Raw genomic sequence first — 20,202 nt, 5'->3', positions numbered from 1 at the left:
CCCAACTTCTTTTGTTTCTTAACGTGATACGCGGCGGCGAGCTGCTTTTTTACGGTTTTCTTCGATGAAAGCTGCTTTTTGCTCTTCTGGTTCGATCACTTTCTTTTTAAATGCGTATACTGCACCTGCGACTGCAGCGACAGTTCCTGCGACACCTGTTACAAGACCTTTAGCGAATCCTTTAGCCATGAGTCTTCCTCCTTTATATTCTCAATCAGCCAGCCCCTTCAAGAGGTCACATTTTTCTGACTGACCTTTTTGTGTTATAATAATAGTAACGAAAAAATGGGAATTTTTCAAGGAAAAAAGATGAAAACAAAAATAATTGTGATTGTTGGACCGACTGCAGTTGGAAAGACGGCTCTAGCCATTGAAGTGGGCAAGCGTTTTAATGGCGAAGTGGTTAGTGGAGATAGCCAGCAAGTCTATCGAGGACTTGATATTGGGACGGCTAAGGCTAGTCCAGCAGAGCAGGCAGCTGTTCCTCATCATTTAATCGATGTTAGAGAGGTAACCGAGTCTTACTCGGCTTTTGATTTTGTTTCAGAAGCTAAGATAGCTATTGAGGATATTCACAGCCGTGGCAAGCTAGCTATTATCGCCGGTGGGACTGGACTTTATATCCAGAGCTTGCTTGAAGGTTACCACCTAGGTGGGGAGACTCCCCATGAGGAGATTTTGGCCTATCGGACTAGCTTGGAGCCTTATACAGATGAGGAATTAGCTCATATGGTGGAGCAAACAGGTCTTGAAATTCCTCAGTTTAATCGTCGTCGTGCGATGCGTGCCTTGGAAATAGCCCATTTTGGTCAGGATTTGGAAAATCAAGAAAGTCTATATGAACCATTGATTATCTGCTTGGATGATGAACGCAGTCAGCTTTATGAACGTATCAACCACCGAGTGGATCTGATGTTTGAGGCTGGGCTTTTGGATGAGGCCAAGTGGCTCTTTGACCATTATCCAGATGTGCAGGCTGCTAAAGGAATTGGCTACAAGGAATTCTTTCCTTATTTCCGTGGAGAGCAGACCTTGGAAGAAGCTAGTGAGAGTCTCAAACAGGCGACCCGCCGTTTTGCCAAGCGTCAGTTGACCTGGTTCCGTAATCGCATGCAGGTCACCTTTTATCAGATTGGAGAAGCTGGTGTGCAAGACCGCATTTTAAGCCAGATAGAGGAGTTTTTAGATGATTGAAACGGAGAAAAAAGAGGAGCGAGTCCTGCTGATTGGTGTGGAATTGCAGGGCATGGACAATTTTGACCTCTCCATGGAAGAATTGGCCAGTTTAGCGAAAACGGCTGGGGCAGTCGTTGTAGATAGCTACAGACAAAAACGTGAAAAATATGATTCTAAGACCTTCGTCGGCTCTGGTAAGTTGGAAGAAATTGCGCTCATGGTGGATGCAGAAGAAATCACCACTGTCATCGTCAATAACCGTTTGACACCAAGGCAGAATGTCAATTTAGAGGAAGTTCTGGGTGTTAAGGTCATTGACCGTATGCAGTTGATTTTGGATATCTTTGCCATGCGAGCTAGAAGCCATGAAGGGAAACTCCAAGTCCATCTAGCCCAGCTCAAATATCTCTTGCCTCGTTTGGTTGGTCAGGGAATTATGCTCAGCCGTCAGGCAGGGGGAATTGGTTCCCGTGGACCTGGTGAAAGCCAGCTGGAGCTGAACCGTCGTAGCGTTCGCAATCAAATCACGGATATCGAGCGCCAGCTCAAGGTGGTTGAGAAAAATCGGGCGACCGTCAGAGAAAAACGTTTGGAGTCAAGCACCTTTAAGATTGGTTTGATTGGTTATACCAATGCTGGGAAGTCAACTATCATGAACACCTTGTCCAGTAAGACCCAGTATGAGGCTGACGAGCTATTTGCGACTCTAGATGCGACGACTAAGAGTATCCATCTGGGAGGCAATCTCCAAGTAACTTTGACAGATACCGTGGGCTTTATCCAAGATTTGCCGACAGAGTTGGTATCCAGTTTCAAGTCGACCTTGGAAGAAAGCAAGCATGTGGACCTTCTTGTTCATGTTATCGATGCCAGCAATCCTTACCATGAGGAACATGAAAAAACGGTTCTGTCCATCATGAAAGACCTGGACATGGAAGATATTCCTCGCCTGACCCTTTATAATAAAGCGGATTTGGTGGAGGATTTCACGCCTACCCAAACGCCTTATGCCCTCATTTCTGCCAAGTCTGAGGATAGTCGTGAAAATTTGCAGGCTTTATTTTTAGAGAAAATCAAGGAGATTTTTGAATCTTTTACCCTGCGCGTGCCTTTTTCAAAATCTTACAAGATTCATGATTTAGAAAGTGTTGCGATTCTTGAAGAACGTGATTATCAGGAAGACGGCGAAGTGATTACAGGCTACATTTCCGAGAAAAATAAATGGAGGTTAGAGGAATTTTATGACTGATATTAAAACGTTGGCTCTAAAATATGGGGGCTATACAAGTCTGGATAAGGTCTATCTGGATCAACTTCTAGCCGGTAAAACAGAGCAAGAGCAGTTGGCACTGATCACTCCTCCGCCTAGCGTGGTCAATGCTTACTTTGCAGAACTCTACCAGAAAAAAAGTCCTGAGGCTGCGACGGATTATTTTGCAGAAGTCAGTCAGGAACTGAATCTTTACAATGTTGAACCAAGTTTCACCCTAGAAAATAAGCCTTTTATTCGGATTAATCTGTCTGGTAAATCCTTTGGTTTTTGTTATGAGAGTGATGGTCTTGGTCGGATTTTCTCTGAGAATGAAGAGAAGATTTCGGATGACTTGCTTTTTGAAATTGCGCAAATTTTCCCCCATCAACTGCTCTTTGAGGAGTCTGGCAAGATTTACATGAAGGCTGTCGGAGATGAGGAAGTTGTTAGCGTGGAAAATCTCACAGCTTTGACAGATTTAGAAAACTTGGCTGATGGTCGTAAGCGTCTAAAAGGTTATAGCCAAGAGGATTTATTGCAAGAAGCTGTTGCTTTTTCTGGCAAGCGCTATTTCCGATCGGAAAATCGCACAGCCATGTTATATATTGATTAATTAGAAAGTATCGAATGGATATTCAATTTTTAGGAACGGGGGCTGGTCAGCCCTCTAAAGCCCGCAATGTCTCCAGTCTCGCCCTGAAACTTTTGGACGAGATTAACGAAGTCTGGCTCTTTGACTGTGGAGAAGGTACGCAAAATCGCATTCTGGAAACCACGATTCGACCACGTAAGGTCAGCAAAATCTTTATCACCCACCTGCATGGAGACCACATTTTTGGCTTACCAGGTTTCCTTTCTAGTCGAGCCTTTCAGGCTAATGAAGAGCAGACGGATTTGGAAATCTATGGACCTCAAGGGATTAAGTCCTTTGTCTTAACCAGCCTTCGTGTGTCAGGTTCGCGCCTGCCTTACCGCATTCATTTTCATGAGTTTGACCAAGATTCTTTAGGGAAAATCCTTGAAACCGATAAATTCACGGTGTATGCAGAGGAGCTGGACCACACAATTTTCTGTGTTGGTTATCGTGTCATGCAAAAGGACTTGGAAGGAACGCTGGATGCTGAAAAACTCAAGGTTGCTGGTGTCCCATTTGGCCCACTCTTTGGTAAAATCAAAAACGGTCAAGATGTTGTTTTGGAAGACGGTACTGAAATCAAGGCAGCAGACTACATCTCAGCTCCACGTCCAGGTAAAATTATCACTATTTTAGGAGACACTCGAAAAACGGATGCTAGTGTGCGTCTGGCTGTCAATGCCGATGTCCTTGTCCATGAGTCCACTTATGGCAAGGGTGATGAAAAAATTGCTCGTAACCATGGCCACTCTACTAACATGCAAGCTGCACAAGTAGCGGTAGAAGCAAGCGCCAAACGACTATTGCTCAACCATATCAGTGCCCGTTTCCTCTCAAAAGATATCAGCAAGCTCAAAAAAGATGCTGCTAGTGTTTTTGAAAATGTCCATGTGGTCAAAGACTTGGAGGAAGTGGAAATCTAAAAGATTGAGAAAGGAACAGTATGCCTACTATTCTCATTACAGGAGCTAGCGGTGGTCTAGCCCAAGAAATAGTTAAACTTCTGCCAAATGACCAACTCATCTTACTTGGTAGAAATAAGGAAAAATTAGCCCAACTCTACGGAAATCATCCCCATGCAGAATGGATTGAAATCGATATTACCGATGACTCAGCCTTAGAAGCTCTGGTAGCAGACCTCTATCTCCGCTATGGCGAGATTGATGTCTTGATAAACAACGCTGGTTACGGGATTTTTGAGGAATTTGACCAGATTTCCGACCAAGATATTCACCAGATATTTGAGGTCAATACCTTTGCCCTGATGAATCTATCTCGACGCCTTGCGGCTCGAATGAAGGAAAGCCGAAAAGGTCATATCATCAATATCGTCAGCATGGCAGGTTTAATCGCTACTGGTAAGTCTAGTCTTTACTCAGCGACCAAGTTTGCGGCTATTGGTTTTTCAAATGCTCTGCGCCTAGAACTTATGTCCTACGGTGTTTATGTGACGACTGTCAATCCAGGACCAATCCGTACAGGATTTTTCGATCAGGCCGACCCAGATGGCACCTATCTCAAATCTGTTGCCCGCTTCCTGCTAGAACCAGATGCAGTGGCTAAAAAGATTGTCAAGATTATAGGAAAAAACAAACGCGAACTCAATCTCCCAGTCTTGTTGAACCTAGCCCATAAGTTTTATACCCTCTTTCCCAAGCTAGCTGATAAGTTGGCAGGGGAGACTTTTAATTATAAATAAAAAAGTTGTTCCTAAAATGGAGCAACTTTTTTGACGATTAGAATAAATCAATTCCAGTCTTATTTAATGAATGGCAGTGATAGGTGAAGGCGTTGATAAAATTAGAGTAGTATTGCTGATCAATAAATTTTGCACTTTGAAGATAATTAAATAGATTTTTGGCTAAAGGAATAGCCTCGGGTTTATTCCATCTAAATTGATTGTAAACATGTTCAACTTCTAGGAACATGAGGGGAATAGCCAGGTATCCTCGTTCGAAGGTCTGAAGTGATTTAATTTTTTTAATAATATCATCAGCCTTTTGATAGTACCCTAGTTCAGAGAAGTATTTTACGGAGAAAGTGAGAGCATTTAAAATACGGATGTAGGTGTCAGTATTGGCACTTTCTTTGTACATAAGTAATAATTGTTTGGTCATATGGTCAATAAGTTCCATAGGAGAATGATTGACGATGACGCGATAAATTTCAAGTTCGATACTATTAAAGACATCCGATTTCATTAAATGATTGATAATGTTTTGAATCCTAGCAACAGTTTCTGGACTCTTTGCTATGGTTGGATAGTGTCTTAATTTGATAGATTTGAAAATCATCTCTGCTTGAAGTGGATTGTCTTTTAGATAGACATCAAATAATTTTTCGTATTCTTCAATGTAAGTGAGGATATCTTCTTCATGGACTACATGCTTGCCAAATTCAATAGCAGGTAATTCTAAACAATCTCCACCTTTATTTGCATAGGCGATAACAAAATCATTCCATTCAACTCCGATAACAATTAATAGTTTGGCAAAGTTTTCAAGTGAAATTCCCTTGTCTCCTTTTTCAAATTGACTTAGGAACTGTGGTGATACGATATCTGAGGCGGCTTCCTTTAGGCTGAGGCCGTGCTTCGCGCAGGTACTTAAATGTAGTTCCAAATGGATATAAGTTTTCCATAAATCATCTCCTTATATACTTCTAAGACTATTATATAAAAATTTAGAGAAAAAAATGGAGAAAGAAAACTATAGTTACAAAATATTAGAATTCTATGCTATTTTTTGTTTTTATGAACAAGATTGAAACTATAGTTTAAATGACGAAAAAATAGATAGGTAATGTACAATCAGTTCTGTAAACACAAAAAGGCATAAATCTCTTATAGTAGAGTTAACACCTCTTACTATAAGAGATTTATGCCTAATGTGGTCATGAATAGTTTTTGAGAATAGAGAAAAAGATTTGATGAACCAAACTCAAATGACTTATTAATGCAATGAGTAACGGTGGGCAATATCTACGATATTATCAGCTATAAGGTCTGCGGTTAAATGAGAACCTCCATTATCTAACTCTTCAAACCAATTTTCCAATACGACATTTGTAACAGGAGAAACAGTATCAGGAGCAATATGATAATTCTTCCTTAAAAACTGTTCTACTTCAGCTCTGAGAGTTTGTTTTTCATTTGACAAAATCATATCGTTTCCTCCTTAACTAGGGTTAGTTTATCTGCAATTTTGACTACATATACACAATTGCGTATCATCCTGATATTTTCCCAAAAGAATTTCAGCGGTTTGTTCTAAGGTATTAAATCCTTGGAAATAATCATCTAAAGTTTCTTTCAATCGTGTAACTTGACCATCAAGAACTGGACCAAATACTGCTGAAAAATGATGAATATTATTTCCAGATTTAGCATCTAACTCCAATCTATTTTTATAAACAAACTGAAAGTATTCTTTGTCAATTTCAAAAATTTTAGTTTCAGAATTATCAAGTTCTTGAAATTGATAACTTAGAACAACCGATTTTACATTCGGATTAAAAGGAATTTCATCTTTTGTTTTCCGCTGAGCCCATTTAATTGCTTGGCTGAGCTTAGATGTCACATAAAATCCGATACCAAAATCACAGTTACGTTTACTATGATAGACATCTATTCCATCTTTCAAAGAAGCAACTTGAGTAGATGTTGTTCCGTGATACTAAATTTTTGTACTGCTAAACTCCTTATTAAAGTTGAACTCTTCCATAAAATAATTATAGCATTTTTCTAGGATTTACGCACCTACTACCTGTTTCAATTCTAGTTTAGATAAGCCAACTACTTTAAAATCCTTCTAAGACTATTATACAAAATTTTAAAGAAAATACTTGGAAAAGTAAACTATAGTTACAAAACATTAGAATTCTATGCTAATTTTTTATTTTAAAAATTATATTGAAACTATAGTTTAAATGACGAAAAAAATAAATATCTATTATGGTATGATAAGGGAAAGAATAGCCAATAAAGCCGGCTTGTTATACTAGTATAACAAGGATTGACTTATCACTCAATCCTATTCTATCAGTCATTAAAGGAGAAAATGATATGGGAAAAACTTAAATGCTCGATACTAGAAAAAAATTATATTTACTTTTAAGGTTATAAGACAATTATCAAAAATTTTTAGAAAAATAGAAATATATAAGGAGTTTTGTTATGAAAAACAGAAAAATGTTGGCCTCTTCTTTACTAGCCGGTGCTTTATTGTCAGTAGGTTATGTAGCTTCTAAACCGACAGAGGTTCATGCCTTAACAGATATGAGTATTAAGGATACTCAAAATCCCTTGAAAATCACCTTAATACAGACAGATGGAAGTTATACAGTAGATACACTTTTGGTTGACCTGCAAAGAAGTTCTACAACTACTGATAATACAGCTCTTGATTTTGATATAGTTAATGAAGATACCGGTGCACTTGCTTCTTCATCCTTTTTTGGTAGATTTAGAGGAAGTAATAGAATAAAAGAGGGAATTAATATACTCTTAGTAAAAGATGGGAACTACCATCTAGATATTTACAGTTCAGGTGATTTTGGAAAACGTTACTTCGGACGTTCAGAAGTTTTTAGAATCTCTAGAGGTGAATATTCTCCGATTAAAAAGGTAGAGATACCAACAGCAACTGAAACTCCAAAACCAGCTACCAACTCTAACTCAGGTCAGACTGGTTGGTCAGGTTCTTCTTACTACAAAGCTGGTGTGAAAGTAGTGAATCAATGGATTTTTGATGTTCAGTACAATTCCTACTTCTACCTAAATGCTTCAGGGAACTTTGTTCAGAATGCTTGGTCAGGCAATTATTACCTCAAATCAGGTGGCTATATGGCTAAGAGCGAGTGGATTTATGACAATAACTATCAATCATACTATTACTTGACAGCAGAGGGTAGCTATGCGCGTAATGCTTGGGCTGGAAGTTACTACCTCAAATCAGATGGTAAAATGGCTAAGAGTGAGTGGATCTATGATAGTAGCTACCAATCTTACTATTACCTAACATCAGAAGGAAGTTACGCCCGTAGTACATGGGTAGGTGACTACTATCTCAAGTCAAATGGTAAGATGGCGGTTAACGAACGTACCCCAGATGGCTACACAGTAGATGGCTCAGGTAAGTGGGTGAAATAAGAAAATAATCTATACTGTAGATAAAACTTATTTTAAACAGGGAGAAAAGAGAAAATAATGGAAAAACATGAAAACCAAACGAACGAAGAAGTGACCGTAGAAAAAGTCGAAGAGACTACGGAAAGAATGGAAGAATCAATTAATGAAGTAGTGACAGAGAAGCCTGATAGAGTAGAAGCAATCAAAAAAGAGGCAGCAAGTTTTGTAGATAAAGCTGGAAAACAAATCGAAAATCTAGATATGGATGGTTCGATTGAAAAAATTAAAAAATTATTTGAAACAAAACCTCTACAATCTATCGGAATAAGCCTAGCTATCTTTCTTGTTCTGTTCTTTGGAGTTCGCAAATTAACTAGTGATCCCTTAGATGGAACTTATGAAATTTTAACAAAACGTGATCATTTAGTCATGGTGATTAAAGGAAATTCTGAGACCGTCATCTCTGAAGATTCAGACGGAGACAAAGAAAAAAGACTAGTGAAAATTGATAAAAAAAAGAAAGAATTGACAATCACAGACGATAAAGGAAGAGATTTAGGAAAAACAAAATATATGTTAAAAGATAAGGAACTTTATCTTCAAGAGCCAGATCAAACCTTTAACCGAGTAAAATAGACTACACATTCAAAGCTTACCTCAGTACCCTAAAAGTTACTGGGGTAGGAAATTGTATACAGGGAGAATATCAAATGAAATTTAAAAAATTAATAACTCTAGCCAGCTTGGTTGGCCTAATTACTTTCTTATTGCCTGTTGTTTCATCAGGTAATCAATCACTAGCTCCGGTAAGTGAGTACGTAGTTGATTATCTAAATGCGCCTTCCCGATTTATGGTATTTATTGTTTGGTACGGTGCATTTGTAATCACTTTATTATTATCTTTATTTATAGTAAATAGAAGAGTGATAGCAATTATTCAGTCACTTGTCATTATTTTATTAAGTGCATTTAGTTTGTTTATTCATTTTACATTCTTGAAAGAAATAGTTGGTAGAGCACAATTAGGTTACGGAGCTATTCTATATTTTATCTGTGCTTTGATAAATATTTTTGCAGCAATAATGGTCATAAAAGGTGATAAGACTACTAGTAAACGGATTGATTAAATAACTTCTTTTCAGTAGTAGTTGGGATAGATGTACTAGTAATAGCAGGTTTTTTAGTAAAATAGAAAAAGATGGAGAATAAAGTGGAATAGAAATCAGTATTATTAGAAAATTTATATAATCTACATAGAGGTATAGATTATATTTATCAAAAGCAAAACTATAAGATGAAGTTAGAAAATGATAGAAGGAAAGCTAAGCAAATACAAGCTCAACTACAAAATTTATTAGAAAGTAATTCATCTAACAAAATAGAGAAAATGATGAGGCAATCATTTTATGTAGTTCTGTTTGGTGCTTTGGGAAATCTAGCTAAATTTCTACTAATGTTTTGGTTTGGTGACGGTAATCTTCTTGAACTTGTTATGTATTTGGCAGCAACAGCTATTTTAATTTTTTATCTTCAAAAGAAGATACGCAGAAAAACAGAGAAATGGTTAAATATATGGACAGGGATTATTTTAGTCATGTTATTAGCTGCGCCTCTTAGGATAATTTTTTTAGCAATAATAGGCTTAATAAGTTTTAACTTATTTGACGGTATATTTTTTTCAATTGTAACTTTAGGGATGCTTTATTTAACTTCTATTTTAGGTAAAATTTGGTATCCTAAATGGGTTGACTTTATTAATAAGCTAATTGATGATGATAATAAACAACTTATTAAAAATTCAGGTATGAGACAGTCTGATTATGATAGACAGATTAAACGTGAACAAGAAATTAAAGAAGAGCAACAGCAGTGTGAAATAGAGATGCAAGAAGCTGCAGGAGCTCTAGTGGCTTTTGGTAGTGGATGGTATCCCAAAGATTATTATTTCATAGAAGCTATAGAGTTTTTTATCGGAGCTTTAGAAAATTTTAAAGCTGATAATATGAAGGAACTTGTAAATTTATATGATGATACAAAATATAAAGAATTACAGTTGAACTATCAGAAAGAAATGCTACAATTACAAAGGGAACAATATATTGATACTAAGAAAATGCTTCAAGCATTAAGATATAACAATTATGTTCAAACTTTGCAATTACAGCAGTTAGATGGAATTCGTAGAAATACAGAAGAAGCAGTTGATTACCTAAGAAATTTACGTGTTCAGGAAAATCATTACCATACGCATAACCATTACCATCAAAATAATTTTTATTAATTTATATAGGTGAAATTAAAATTAGAAATAGTATGAAGAAAATTATAAAAATAATTACCTGCTTGGGTTTGTTTTGCGGCTTATTTTCACTAGTGGATTCAGCCCAAGCTGACAATACTGCCTACAACCAACTATTGCCACAAATTACTGAGAAGTGGGAGAGCAAACAGCTATTTGAAAATAATGCTAATAGACTTGGTTACGCTTTGATGGATATTGATAAAAATGGGACGGATGAGTTATTAATCGGTCTAATCAATCTAATCAATGGTGAAAAATGGGAACTGTTTGAAGTATATTATATGAATGGTAATACTCCCACTCCATTATTTGATAGATTTTGGGATACAAGTCTTAGAATGGGGACAGTTATTAATACCTACACAGATGGAAGTATTATTGTTTTTGAAAGTGTTCCAGGGATTATGTCATATAGATTGTTTCAACTTTCTAAAGAAAATAAAGAGCCAACTTTAATTAAACAAAGTCAATTTAGAGCAGGAGAAGGTGATCTAGACGAGTTAAATCTTGATTCTAAAACAAAAATAGACACCTCAACTATTGAATATACTTCTCTAAATCTCCCGATTATTGGAGATAATATGGATCCGAATCCTCCTATGCCTAAGTCCCTTGTTGATGCTAAAATTGGTGATGAAATTCCTCTCCCATCCGAGTTAGTAGGTACTTGGATTAATAAAGAGCCAAATAATGGGAAGCATGGTAAAGCTTCATCACTTATTTTAGGAGAGGATGGAAGCTACACTGGAACCTTTAAGGATGCAGATATTAGGGGGAAGGTATCCCGTCTTAAAAAAGTGAGTGAGAATGGATTTATTGTCTTAAAAGAGAATCAGGAGGATCAAGAGTTTGCTTTTAGTGTCGGTTTAGGTGGAGGTTTGCCTCCTGGTGAGCGAATTGATTTAGGAATGGTATTGGAGGGACGGACTTTATATTCTGTGTCATGGCGAGTCAAAGAAGGAGCAGAAGACTACTCCAAACCGACTAAACAAGTAGCTTTTGTTAATCCAACTTATGGTCCTAAGAAAATAGAGAAAAAAGCAGAACAAGACGTGGCGAAACAAGGTGATACAGTGGCAGAATCAACTCAAGAAACTAGTGAGGAGACACAGCCAGAACAAAAACTATTTGAAAACATTCCAGTATTTGGACTGGTTGCAGGAGCTGGACTTGTCCTTGTTGTAATTCTGTCTATATTTTGGTTTAAAAAATAAGATTTTATAAAATCCTCTTGATTTATTATTAGAGAAAAAACCTCAAGAGCTAGGGTTGAAAGCTAGTTCTTGAGGTTTTTAGCTTATTCGATTTAGACTGATTCTCAACTATCAAACTGAACTTCTTCTAGGAGATAGTCGATAAAGCGTTCCCCCATCTTAGAGAGGCTGGTTTTTTCATGCTGGATATAAACCAGCTCAATGGAGTCGTCAATATCCAATGGGATGGAAACGATATTGTCTCCGTTAAGGTTGCTGTTCAAAATCCCTGTCGCAATGGTATATCCGTCCAGACCAATCAAGAGATTAAAGAGGGTAGCACGGTCGCTGACTACGATAGATTTCTTGTGGTGTTCTTGGGACAGAATCTCTTCTGAAAAGTAGAAGGAGTTGTGCGTCCCTTGGTCATAGCTGAGGTAAGGGAAGTTTTCTAAATCAGATAGTTTGACCTTGTCTTTTTTTGCCAGAGGGTTGGTCTTACTGACAAAGATATGAGGCTGGGCGGTAAAAAGATGGTGAGCCAGCAGGTGGTTGTCATCCAGCATTTTCGTTAAAACATCACGGTTGTAGCTGTTCAAAAATAGGACACCGACCTCACTACGGAAGTTCTTGACGTCGTCGATAATCTCCCAAGTCCGAGTTTCACGAAGGAAGAGCTCGTATTTCTCCATATCACTTTTCTTGAGCAGAGAGACAAAGGCATTGACCACAAAGGCATAGTGTTGAGAGGAAACGCTAAAGAGTTCGCGGTGGGCAACAGGATTTTTATAGCGTTCTTCTAGAAGCTGAGTTTGCTCGACAACCTGACGGGCATAAGAGAGGAATTCCATGCCATCACGGGTCAAGGTAATACCCTTGGGATTGCGGATAAAGATTTCAATGCCCATTTCATTTTCCAAATCTCTTACTGCATTGGAAAGACTAGGTTGAGTGATAAAGAGTTGCTTGGCTGCCTCATTCATGGAGCCAGTTTCGACGATTTTGATAATATAATGTAATTGTTGAATTCTCATGTTTTTATTGTACCACACTTGCGTCAGAATCGCCAAAGAAGATAGGAAAATCAGGGGGAGTGTGTGAGCCTCTGTAAAGTAGTTAAGAAGAAACTTCTAAATCATTTAGTAAATAAGATTAAAAATTTTTCTCGAAAATAAGAAACTTGCACGATTTACTCATTACTTAGCCAATACTAGAGTTTATACTAGTTACTGTAAAGATGATCATCCAAAAGAAGGAAGGAGGCAACCTTATGGCTAAAAATACAAATCGTTTAGAAATTGATTCTCTAAGTTTCGAGGTTGAAAAGCAAGAACTTTCCGCGCAATCAGAAGCTAGTGGTACACAGCTTTTAAAATGACAGTAGCAGGTCTCTGTGGATTGTGTTTCACCTATTCTTATGAGTATACGAGAAATAATGTTCGTTGTTAGATAAAACAAAAGGAAAATTCTAGTGTTTTATTACAAAACATTGACAACATTTTGATTTGGTGTTATATTTACGGAAGAAATACAAACAAACCAAGACAACTTTGAGATAGATTCTTTGGATTATGGAATTAATAGCCAAGAATTGGATGGTAAATCTGTTGCTGGGTGGTGTACGGCTGTTAGATTAACAGCACAGGGGCGCTGTGCTTGGTGGTTTGCATATTCTTATGAATATATTTCGCCAAACGTGCGCTGTGGATAAAACTACCTCTATTTTTTGACAGGAGGATAAAATGGAAGGAATTATTGGAACACTAGAATTCTATGCACCTGTACTGGTCTTAGGAGTTGTTGTCATAGGGATTGTTTACTTTATGAAAAAAAGAAACGATCGCAAATAATCAACATTGACCGATACCTGAAAAAGGCATCGGTTTTTTATAACTTGAATATATTGCACAAAATACTCATGCCAAACATTGAAAGGAACCGTATAATGAGAGAGTAATAAATAAACGGAGGAATGAAATGATGAAACAGCTTATTGTAACAGGATTAACGAAAACATTTGGTCAAGGTGATAATATCGTTCATGCTTTATCAGATGTGAACCTGTCCGTTGAAAAAGGTGAATTTCTGGCAATTATGGGGGCTAGTGGTAGTGGAAAAACAACACTTCTCAACTGTATTTCAACGATTGATAAACCAACATCAGGTGAGATTCGATTTGAAGATTTTGATATCATCCATGCCAAGGAAAATGAACTAGCTGACTATCGTGCTAAAAACATTTCCTATATTTTCCAAGCCTACAACTTGGTGGAAACCTTGACAGTTTATGAAAATATCGTCCTACCTCTCCAGATTCAGGGGAAAAATATCAAAAAACATCAGGATAAGATTGAGGAAATTTTGGATAAGTTGGCCATTCAAAACTTAAAAGATAAGTTTCCTAATCAGTTATCAGGTGGTCAGCGACAACGTGTGGCAACTGCTAGAGCCTTGATTGATGATTCTAAACTGATTATCGCAGATGAGCCGACAGGAGCCTTGGACTCTGCCAATTCTGAAAAACTGATGGCACTTTTGCAGGAAATCAATAAAAGTTTTGGTATTACCATTTTACTGGTTACGCATGACCCTGCTGCAGCAAAGTATTCCTCACGGATGGTGCTACTTAGCGATGGAAAGATTATGGATGATTTGGAACGTAACAGCTTATCTAATGAACAGTATTTGCAAGAGATTTACAGCCGTACCAGATAGGAGGAGGAGAGTATGTATCCAAAATTAATTTTACGAAATGTATTTCGAAATTTACAGACCTATACCATCTATTTTTTCAGTCTGACCTTGATTTATAGCTTGCTCTACGCTTTTAATGCTTTACCAAGCCATCCAGTGATGCAAAGTTTATCAGGAGCAAAGGAAATGTTAACGACGGTGATGAGCCAGTACATGGACTTGCTTTCCTATCTGATTCTATCGGCGATTGCCTTTCTCATCGTTTACGCCACAAATTTTGTGCTGGGACGGCGCAAGAAAGAGTTGGGACTTTATGCAACGCTGGGAATGAAGAAGAAGCAGATTATCCGTACCCTGTTCTTTGAAACCATGCTGGTCAATATCTTTTCCTTGATTCTAGGTTTCTTGCTTGGATTGATCTTACTGGTCATTCTAGCTAAGATTGCATCTGAGTTTTTTATGGCTAATTACTTTGGTAGTCTGCTTTTCTTTGATAGCAAGTCTGTCATCTTACTAGTTTATTCCTATTTGGTAACCAGTTTTATTGTTGGTGTCATGGACATTCTTACCTTTAGAAAGCAAAATATCATTGCACTTATTCAAGAGAATGGGGTCAAGAAATCTGTCTTGGCAAAAGGCAAGCCAGTTCTTCAAGCACTTCTCTTTATTCTTTCGACAGCTGTTATCGGTTTTGGTGCTCTCTATTTTTCAGACTATCACCATCTATCATTCTTGAAAAGCTGGGGTATCTTGCTGGTATCTGTCTTCGTGATTTTTGTGATTTTATTTTACAATACCTTGAGCCATTTTATCTTGGTCTCCCTTAGAAAACTGCCTCAAACCTACTATAACAAACTAAACACTTTTAAAATCCGTCAATTTTCAAAACAAGCTGATAGTAATTCGGTCACGTTGGCTGTCTTATCCTTGACCTTGACACTGGCTCTCAGCTTACTCGTTTTTAGTGGTAGTGCCTATACGACTATGAACCGAGAGCTGAACAAATACTCACCTTATGATGTAACTGTCAATCTTTATCGTGGTCAAGAGTTCCAATTTGCTCAGGATTCTGTAAAAGATAGGCTGAAAGCCGATGGCTTTGACTTTAACCTCATCAAAGAGGAGTACAGCTATCCTATCTATTCTAGTGATTTAACCTATAAAGATTTGATTGATACTAGCAATCTCTGGGAGCATGATAAGAAACTTCCTGAATCAAAAGTACCGATTTTAGGAATTTCTGCCTACAATCATCTCCGCAAACTGCAAGGTGAAAGAGAGGTTGACTTGGCAGAAGACCAATTTCTAGTCAATGCCAACTATAAAGGAACTGCCAAGCAGATCCAGGACTTTCTATCAACGACCAAAACCCTCATGATTAACGGTCATTCTCTCAACCTTGCCTCTTCAAAGCCACTTGAAACAGTTTATTTTTTATCTTCAGTAACTACAAATGACTCAGGAACCTTAATTGTACCAGATAAGGTAGTAGTTGGATTGACGGAAGACCACACGACCTATGTTGCCAATTTCAAAGAAAATATCGACAAACGGAAAGTAGAAACATTCTTAAGTCAGTGGATAGAAAAATACTACTTCACTCGTGATGGAGCAGAGTTGAATCCGTTCACCTATCAAACGAAAGGAAGAATTTTTGAGATTTATCTTGGATTTATGGGCGTCATTGTCTTTGTAATGATTTTTGTAAGTGTTATTTTTATCATTATTTCCCTCAGTATCTTGTCCCTTCAAACTTCTACAAGTGCTTTGGATAGTGTAAATGATTATCAAATCTTATACCTTCTTGGGAACAAGAGAAAGCAAAATCGCTTTATTCTTTTGCAACAGATTCTAAGTTATTTCTTGGTTCCGCTGGTCATCGCAGGTCCGCTAGCACTTGCCTTGAGTACAGCTCTTTTGGGCTATTTTGAGAATTTCGCTAATACCAGCATTTCTATTGATATCACCTATCTGGGAGTAGCGGTCTTACTATTTGTCCTTTACTTGCTAGTGACTTACAGAGTAAGTTGGCAAATTATTGAAAATTAAGTCAAATACCAGAGTTGCCTATCCTGCAATTCTGGTATTGTGTTATAATGATATTAAAGTAGTTCAGGAAGTAGATACATATGAAACAGTTTGTCAAATCGCTCTCGAAAAACTCACTTTTATTGTGGTGGTTGACGATTTTTAATCATCTAGCTTTAATGATTTATATTTATTATAGGACTCCTCTGGACTTTTCGACAGATTTTTCCTTGCAGATGGTTTTATTGCTGATTATTGCTTTAATTGTATTTAGCTATATTTGTAATATTGTGACCTTTCGCTATAGTGAGTTGAAACTTTGGTTGCTCCTGATGATGTTTCTCATTAGCTGGCAATCCATATTTAATCAAGGAGTTGCGAGCACCCTATTGCACTTTTTTGATATTCTTCATCCGCTCAACTCTTTTTTATTGGTGTATAGTTCTCTGTCTATTATCTTTCTGGGAGAGAAAATAGGAGAAGAACTGTTGAGTGTGTCCTTTGTGTTGACACTAATCACCATTAGTTCGTATCTGTTAAGTCCTTCAATTTTTCTATTTCTGTCCTTGTTTGCGTCTTTCTTTTTAAACCTTGTTCCCTTGATTTTACTGATTTTATATCATAAAGAGTTGAAAAGTAAACTCAAGTATCAGAGACGAAATTTGTGGATATTAGCTTTAATATTGCCTCTTTCTTATTTCTTTTTGTATATCAATACGAGGGGCTCAGGAGTGATGAACCTAGTCTGGTATCTTGAGATTATTGGAATACTTGCTTTTTTGCATCTCAAAACAATTATTAACTCTCTTCAGAAAAAGGTAGTAGAGTTGAAGTTGTCCTATATAAAAGCTTTTTCACGCTTGTTTTTACTGGTTATGTTTTTGTTAGTAGGCATTTTCATCATCTTTCGTCTAGACTTAAACACGAGCTTTTTGGTCTTGAATATCATGTTATTATTGTTCGGGATTTGTTCGGAAGAATTGATTCGCCTCTTTCGTTCTGCTGAAATGCTAGATGCTAGGGATTATGTAAAAGTTCTCTTTTTAAAGCGTAACCGTATGGTGAAAAATCTGCTGGCAAATGAAGATACAGAACAACAGTTCTCCGAATTTCTTCACAATGAAATCTTGCAAAATGTGATGGCAATAAAAAATTTCAATAAATATAGTAGCAATCAAGCTTTTGGTGAACAGATCAATCTGGTGACAGAGGAGTTGGTTCAGCGGATTCGCGAGCGGATGGATTATTATCAGCCAATGGTAGAAACAGATGAGCAGTTAGACATCCAGTATCAAGGGCTGATTAATCGGATTATCAAGCGCTATCACGCAGAAAACGAAGTCGTCACCCAGTTTCCTGTCCACTTTAGGCTTTTATCTCCTTACGATAAAATTGCCTATCGTCTGGTTGAGGAATTGGTGACCAATGCCGTTAAGTACGCTAGTGGTGGAACGATTTCTTTGAAGATTGATGTGCATGATGACGCTATTTTTATCATTTCTGAAAATGACTGCCTTCAAACAGAAAAATCCTTAGGTTATGGCTTGAAAAATATGTCTAATAAAATTAGTGTTTTAGGTGGTAAAATGCAGATTTTTGAAAATAATAAGAGATTTCGTGTAGAAATTACTCTCCAGATTGATAAGGAGTTGTGTTATGAAAATTTTGTTAATTGATGATCATCAATTATTTAGCCAAAGTATCAAGATGATTTTAGAGTTATCGGAAAACATTAAAAAGGTCCAGTTAGTGGATAATTTTTCGACTATTTCGGAGATTGCTTTTGATGACTACGACATTATTTTGGTTGACATCAACCTGACGAGTCTGTATCAAGATGATGGGCTGACCTTGGCACAAGAGATTATCGACAATGGTTGTTCTAGTAAGGTTGTGATTTTGACAGGTTACAGTAAAAAAATGTATGAACACCGAGCTAAAGTTATGGGGGCTTATGGCTTTCTGGACAAAAGTATGGACCCAGATGAGTTGGTGAAAAAACTGGAAAAGATTTATCTAGGTGGTAAGGTCTTTTCAGATGAAGTGATGGTAGAGGTGCTAACACCACGAGAAATCGAGATACTAGAACTGGTTAGAAATGGCTTGACCATTGATGATGTTTGTGACAAGGTCTATGTGAGTAAACGTACAGTTTCCAATCACTTGGCCAATATCTTTTCAAAATTGGGAGTGACTAACAGGCAGGAGGCGATTCACATCGCTGAGCAGTTGGGCTATTTTCCACCGGATTAAAAAGTTGCAGAAGATGCAGCTTTTTTAATTTCTGTGATACTTCTTGTGTGAGTCTCTTCTTGAAAAAAACACAAAAATTTGCTAGAATGAGTCTTATGAAAACATTCTATGATGTGCAGCAATTCCTTAAACGATTTGGTATTATTGTTTATATGGGAAAACGCTTATATGATATTGAACTGATGAAGTTGGAACTCTCTCGGATTTACGATGCAGGGCTGATGGACAAACTGGATTATCTGGAAGCGGAAGCGGTTCTTCGCAGAGAGCACAAGGTAGAATTGGATTATATTGAGAAAAATGGAGAAAAGAACTAATGGTTACTTGGATTTTGTGGGCACTTATACTAGCAATGTTGGCGTGGATGGGCTTTAACTATCTTCGTATTCGCCGTGCGGCTAAAATTGTAGACAATGAGGAGTTTGAAGCCTTGATTCGTACAGGTCAATTGATTGATTTGCGAGACCCAGCTGAATTCCACAGAAAGCATATCCTTGGAGCCCGCAATATTCCTTCAAGTCAGTTGAAGACCAGTCTTGCAGCCCTTCGTAAGGATAAACCTGTCCTTCTCTACGAAAACCAACGTGCGCAACGTGTCACAAATGCGGCCCTTTACTTGAAAAAACAAGGTTTTTCTGAGATTTATATCCTTTCTTATGGCTTGGATTCTTGGAAAGGGAAAGTCAAAGTTGAGAAATAAGAAAACGAGCTTGGATGTTTCCGAGCTCATTTTTTAACCACTTGTTCTGAGAAATTCACGAATGTTTGTCAGCTCTTCTGAGTTGAGGGGGCGATAGTCTCCCTCTTGAAGATTCTCATCCAAGCTCCAAGGTCCAAAATGGGTGCGTTTGAGGGAGGTCACCTTGACACCAACCGAGAGGAACATTTTCTTGACTTGATGAAATTTTCCTTCTGAAATGGTGATGGAGGCTTGACTGAAGGAAGGACTTGCAGATAGAATCTCTAGTCTTGCAGGTTTACAGACAGTACCATCTAAAAAGACAATTCCCTTTTGAAAGGCTTGGACATGGTCAGGTGTTAGAAGTCCATTAACCTCAACATGATAAGTCTTATCGACATGATACTGGGGATGGAGGAGCTGAAAGCCCAAGGGACCGTTATCGGTCAAGAGGAGGAGTCCTGTCGTATCTCGGTCCAGTCGGCCGACGGCATAGAGCTTGTCAGACTGGATGTCAGGCGGAAGGAGGTCCATGACGGTCGGAAGTTCCTTGTCTTTGTTGGCTGTAACGACACCAGCTGGCTTATGAAGCATAAGATAGGTGTGTTCATAGCCGTGAATGATTTGGTCCTGAAAAAGGAGTTCTTGTAGTCCTGTATCGATATTTTGGGCTAGGGAGCGAGCTGGGCAACTATCGACGAGAATGTCCCCTTTGAGGAGTGCTTGCTTCATGGCCTTTCGGCTAACTTTTTCTTGGGCTAATAAATTATCTAAACGCATACTGTGCCTATCTTATCATAAGTCGCCTGCTTTGAAAAGGCTTGACGTGAAAAGAAAAGCAGAGTGAAAACATTTACACTTGC

General features: G+C 37.8%; 23 protein-coding genes and 1 pseudogene. 18 read left to right on the top strand and 6 right to left on the bottom strand.

The window, feature by feature from the left end:
• Window positions 1-18: 18 nt before the first annotated feature.
• A complete protein-coding gene (locus SK637_RS06780) occupies window positions 19-189 on the bottom strand; it encodes a DUF3042 family protein (protein WP_001051780.1) in 171 nt (56 codons plus the stop codon).
• Between the two features lie 120 nt (window positions 190-309).
• Between SK637_RS06780 and miaA the strand changes: the two genes are divergently transcribed.
• The 5 genes from miaA to SK637_RS06755 are packed head-to-tail and all read left to right on the top strand — an operon-like array spanning window position 310 to window position 4,761.
• Window positions 310-1,194 carry a tRNA (adenosine(37)-N6)-dimethylallyltransferase MiaA gene (miaA, locus tag SK637_RS06775; protein ID WP_033689086.1) on the top strand — a complete coding sequence of 295 codons (885 nt, stop codon included), beginning with the start codon at window positions 310-312 and terminating at the stop codon, window positions 1,192-1,194.
• Window positions 1,187-2,425, top strand: a complete 1,239-nt coding sequence (gene hflX, locus SK637_RS06770) for a GTPase HflX (RefSeq protein ID WP_033689085.1) — start codon at window positions 1,187-1,189, stop codon at window positions 2,423-2,425. The genes miaA and hflX overlap by 8 nt, the downstream gene beginning before the upstream one ends.
• A complete protein-coding gene (locus SK637_RS06765; RefSeq protein ID WP_033689084.1) occupies window positions 2,418-3,041 on the top strand; it encodes a cystathionine beta-lyase in 624 nt (207 codons plus the stop codon). Before hflX ends, SK637_RS06765 begins: the two co-directional genes overlap by 8 nt.
• A 14-nt stretch (window positions 3,042-3,055) precedes the next feature.
• The gene (gene rnz / locus SK637_RS06760; protein WP_033689082.1) at window positions 3,056-3,985 is read left to right on the top strand and encodes a ribonuclease Z; all 930 of its coding nucleotides are present in this window, start codon (window positions 3,056-3,058) and stop codon (window positions 3,983-3,985) included.
• A 20-nt stretch (window positions 3,986-4,005) separates the two neighbouring features.
• Window positions 4,006-4,761 (top strand): SDR family NAD(P)-dependent oxidoreductase, encoded by a 756-nt coding sequence (locus SK637_RS06755; protein ID WP_033689081.1) that lies wholly within the window; start codon window positions 4,006-4,008, stop codon window positions 4,759-4,761.
• A gap of 37 nt (window positions 4,762-4,798) precedes the next feature.
• Here the strand turns inward: SK637_RS06755 and SK637_RS06750 are convergent, their stop codons facing one another.
• The 3 genes and pseudogenes from SK637_RS06750 to SK637_RS06740 form a co-directional block, all read right to left on the bottom strand.
• Window positions 4,799-5,683 carry a helix-turn-helix domain-containing protein gene (locus SK637_RS06750; protein WP_237397622.1) on the bottom strand — a complete coding sequence of 295 codons (885 nt, stop codon included), beginning with the start codon at window positions 5,681-5,683 and terminating at the stop codon, window positions 4,799-4,801.
• Between the two features lie 330 nt (window positions 5,684-6,013).
• Window positions 6,014-6,226, bottom strand: a complete 213-nt coding sequence (locus SK637_RS06745; protein ID WP_033689080.1) for a hypothetical protein — start codon at window positions 6,224-6,226, stop codon at window positions 6,014-6,016.
• A gap of 27 nt (window positions 6,227-6,253) precedes the next feature.
• Window positions 6,254-6,724, bottom strand: a pseudogene (locus SK637_RS06740) (DUF3990 domain-containing protein); the annotation flags it as partial.
• Between the two features lie 512 nt (window positions 6,725-7,236).
• Here SK637_RS06740 and SK637_RS06735 point away from each other — a divergent pair.
• The 5 genes from SK637_RS06735 (at window position 7,237) to SK637_RS06715 (ending at window position 11,706) form a co-directional block, all read left to right on the top strand.
• Window positions 7,237-8,211 (top strand): PspC-like choline-binding domain-containing protein, encoded by a 975-nt coding sequence (locus tag SK637_RS06735; protein WP_033689079.1) that lies wholly within the window; start codon window positions 7,237-7,239, stop codon window positions 8,209-8,211.
• Window positions 8,212-8,268: 57 nt separating this feature from the next.
• Window positions 8,269-8,826 (top strand): hypothetical protein, encoded by a 558-nt coding sequence (locus SK637_RS06730; RefSeq protein WP_080710523.1) that lies wholly within the window; start codon window positions 8,269-8,271, stop codon window positions 8,824-8,826.
• A gap of 74 nt (window positions 8,827-8,900) precedes the next feature.
• A complete protein-coding gene (locus SK637_RS06725; protein ID WP_033689078.1) occupies window positions 8,901-9,317 on the top strand; it encodes a hypothetical protein in 417 nt (138 codons plus the stop codon).
• Window positions 9,318-9,484: 167 nt separating this feature from the next.
• Window positions 9,485-10,471 (top strand): ABC transporter permease, encoded by a 987-nt coding sequence (locus SK637_RS06720; protein WP_237397621.1) that lies wholly within the window; start codon window positions 9,485-9,487, stop codon window positions 10,469-10,471.
• 32 nt (window positions 10,472-10,503) lie between these two features.
• Window positions 10,504-11,706, top strand: a complete 1,203-nt coding sequence (locus SK637_RS06715) for a hypothetical protein (protein ID WP_033689077.1) — start codon at window positions 10,504-10,506, stop codon at window positions 11,704-11,706.
• Window positions 11,707-11,810: 104 nt separating this feature from the next.
• Here SK637_RS06715 and SK637_RS06710 read toward each other — a convergent pair whose 3' ends face one another.
• Entirely contained in the window at window positions 11,811-12,719 is a 909-nt protein-coding gene (locus SK637_RS06710; protein WP_001222593.1) for a LysR family transcriptional regulator, read from the bottom strand.
• Between the two features lie 479 nt (window positions 12,720-13,198).
• Between SK637_RS06710 and slmA the strand changes: the two genes are divergently transcribed.
• The 8 genes from slmA to SK637_RS06665 all read left to right on the top strand — a co-directional run bounded on the left by slmA (window position 13,199) and on the right by SK637_RS06665 (window position 19,360).
• Complete coding sequence (gene slmA / locus SK637_RS10175) at window positions 13,199-13,396, top strand: salivaricin M family lantibiotic (RefSeq protein ID WP_349289771.1); 198 nt, start codon at window positions 13,199-13,201, stop codon at window positions 13,394-13,396.
• A 31-nt stretch (window positions 13,397-13,427) separates the two neighbouring features.
• Window positions 13,428-13,535 (top strand): QVPTGV class sortase B protein-sorting domain-containing protein, encoded by a 108-nt coding sequence (locus SK637_RS06695; protein WP_004256158.1) that lies wholly within the window; start codon window positions 13,428-13,430, stop codon window positions 13,533-13,535.
• A gap of 130 nt (window positions 13,536-13,665) precedes the next feature.
• Window positions 13,666-14,400, top strand: coding sequence for an ABC transporter ATP-binding protein (locus SK637_RS06690; RefSeq protein ID WP_050489878.1), 735 nt, complete (start codon window positions 13,666-13,668; stop codon window positions 14,398-14,400).
• A 12-nt stretch (window positions 14,401-14,412) separates the two neighbouring features.
• Window positions 14,413-16,428: an FtsX-like permease family protein gene (locus SK637_RS06685; RefSeq protein ID WP_033689075.1), complete on the top strand. Its 2,016-nt coding sequence runs from the start codon at window positions 14,413-14,415 to the stop codon at window positions 16,426-16,428.
• A gap of 926 nt (window positions 16,429-17,354) precedes the next feature.
• Entirely contained in the window at window positions 17,355-18,083 is a 729-nt protein-coding gene (locus tag SK637_RS10170) for a sensor histidine kinase (RefSeq protein WP_237397620.1), read from the top strand.
• A complete protein-coding gene (locus tag SK637_RS06675; protein ID WP_033689073.1) occupies window positions 18,064-18,660 on the top strand; it encodes a response regulator transcription factor in 597 nt (198 codons plus the stop codon). The genes SK637_RS10170 and SK637_RS06675 overlap by 20 nt, the downstream gene beginning before the upstream one ends.
• A 47-nt stretch (window positions 18,661-18,707) precedes the next feature.
• Window positions 18,708-18,977 (top strand): YqgQ family protein, encoded by a 270-nt coding sequence (locus SK637_RS06670; RefSeq protein ID WP_033689072.1) that lies wholly within the window; start codon window positions 18,708-18,710, stop codon window positions 18,975-18,977.
• Entirely contained in the window at window positions 18,977-19,360 is a 384-nt protein-coding gene (locus SK637_RS06665) for a rhodanese-like domain-containing protein (RefSeq protein WP_000259257.1), read from the top strand. Before SK637_RS06670 ends, SK637_RS06665 begins: the two co-directional genes overlap by 1 nt.
• Window positions 19,361-19,393: 33 nt before the next feature.
• Here the strand turns inward: SK637_RS06665 and SK637_RS06660 are convergent, their stop codons facing one another.
• The gene (locus SK637_RS06660) at window positions 19,394-20,119 is read right to left on the bottom strand and encodes a 16S rRNA pseudouridine(516) synthase (protein WP_033689070.1); all 726 of its coding nucleotides are present in this window, start codon (window positions 20,117-20,119) and stop codon (window positions 19,394-19,396) included.
• Window positions 20,120-20,202: the final 83 nt, after the last annotated feature.

This window comes from Streptococcus mitis (assembly GCF_000722765.2).
Lineage (GTDB): Bacteria > Bacillota > Bacilli > Lactobacillales > Streptococcaceae > Streptococcus > Streptococcus mitis_AQ.
This window is presented reverse-complemented; position numbering and strand designations above follow the sequence as displayed.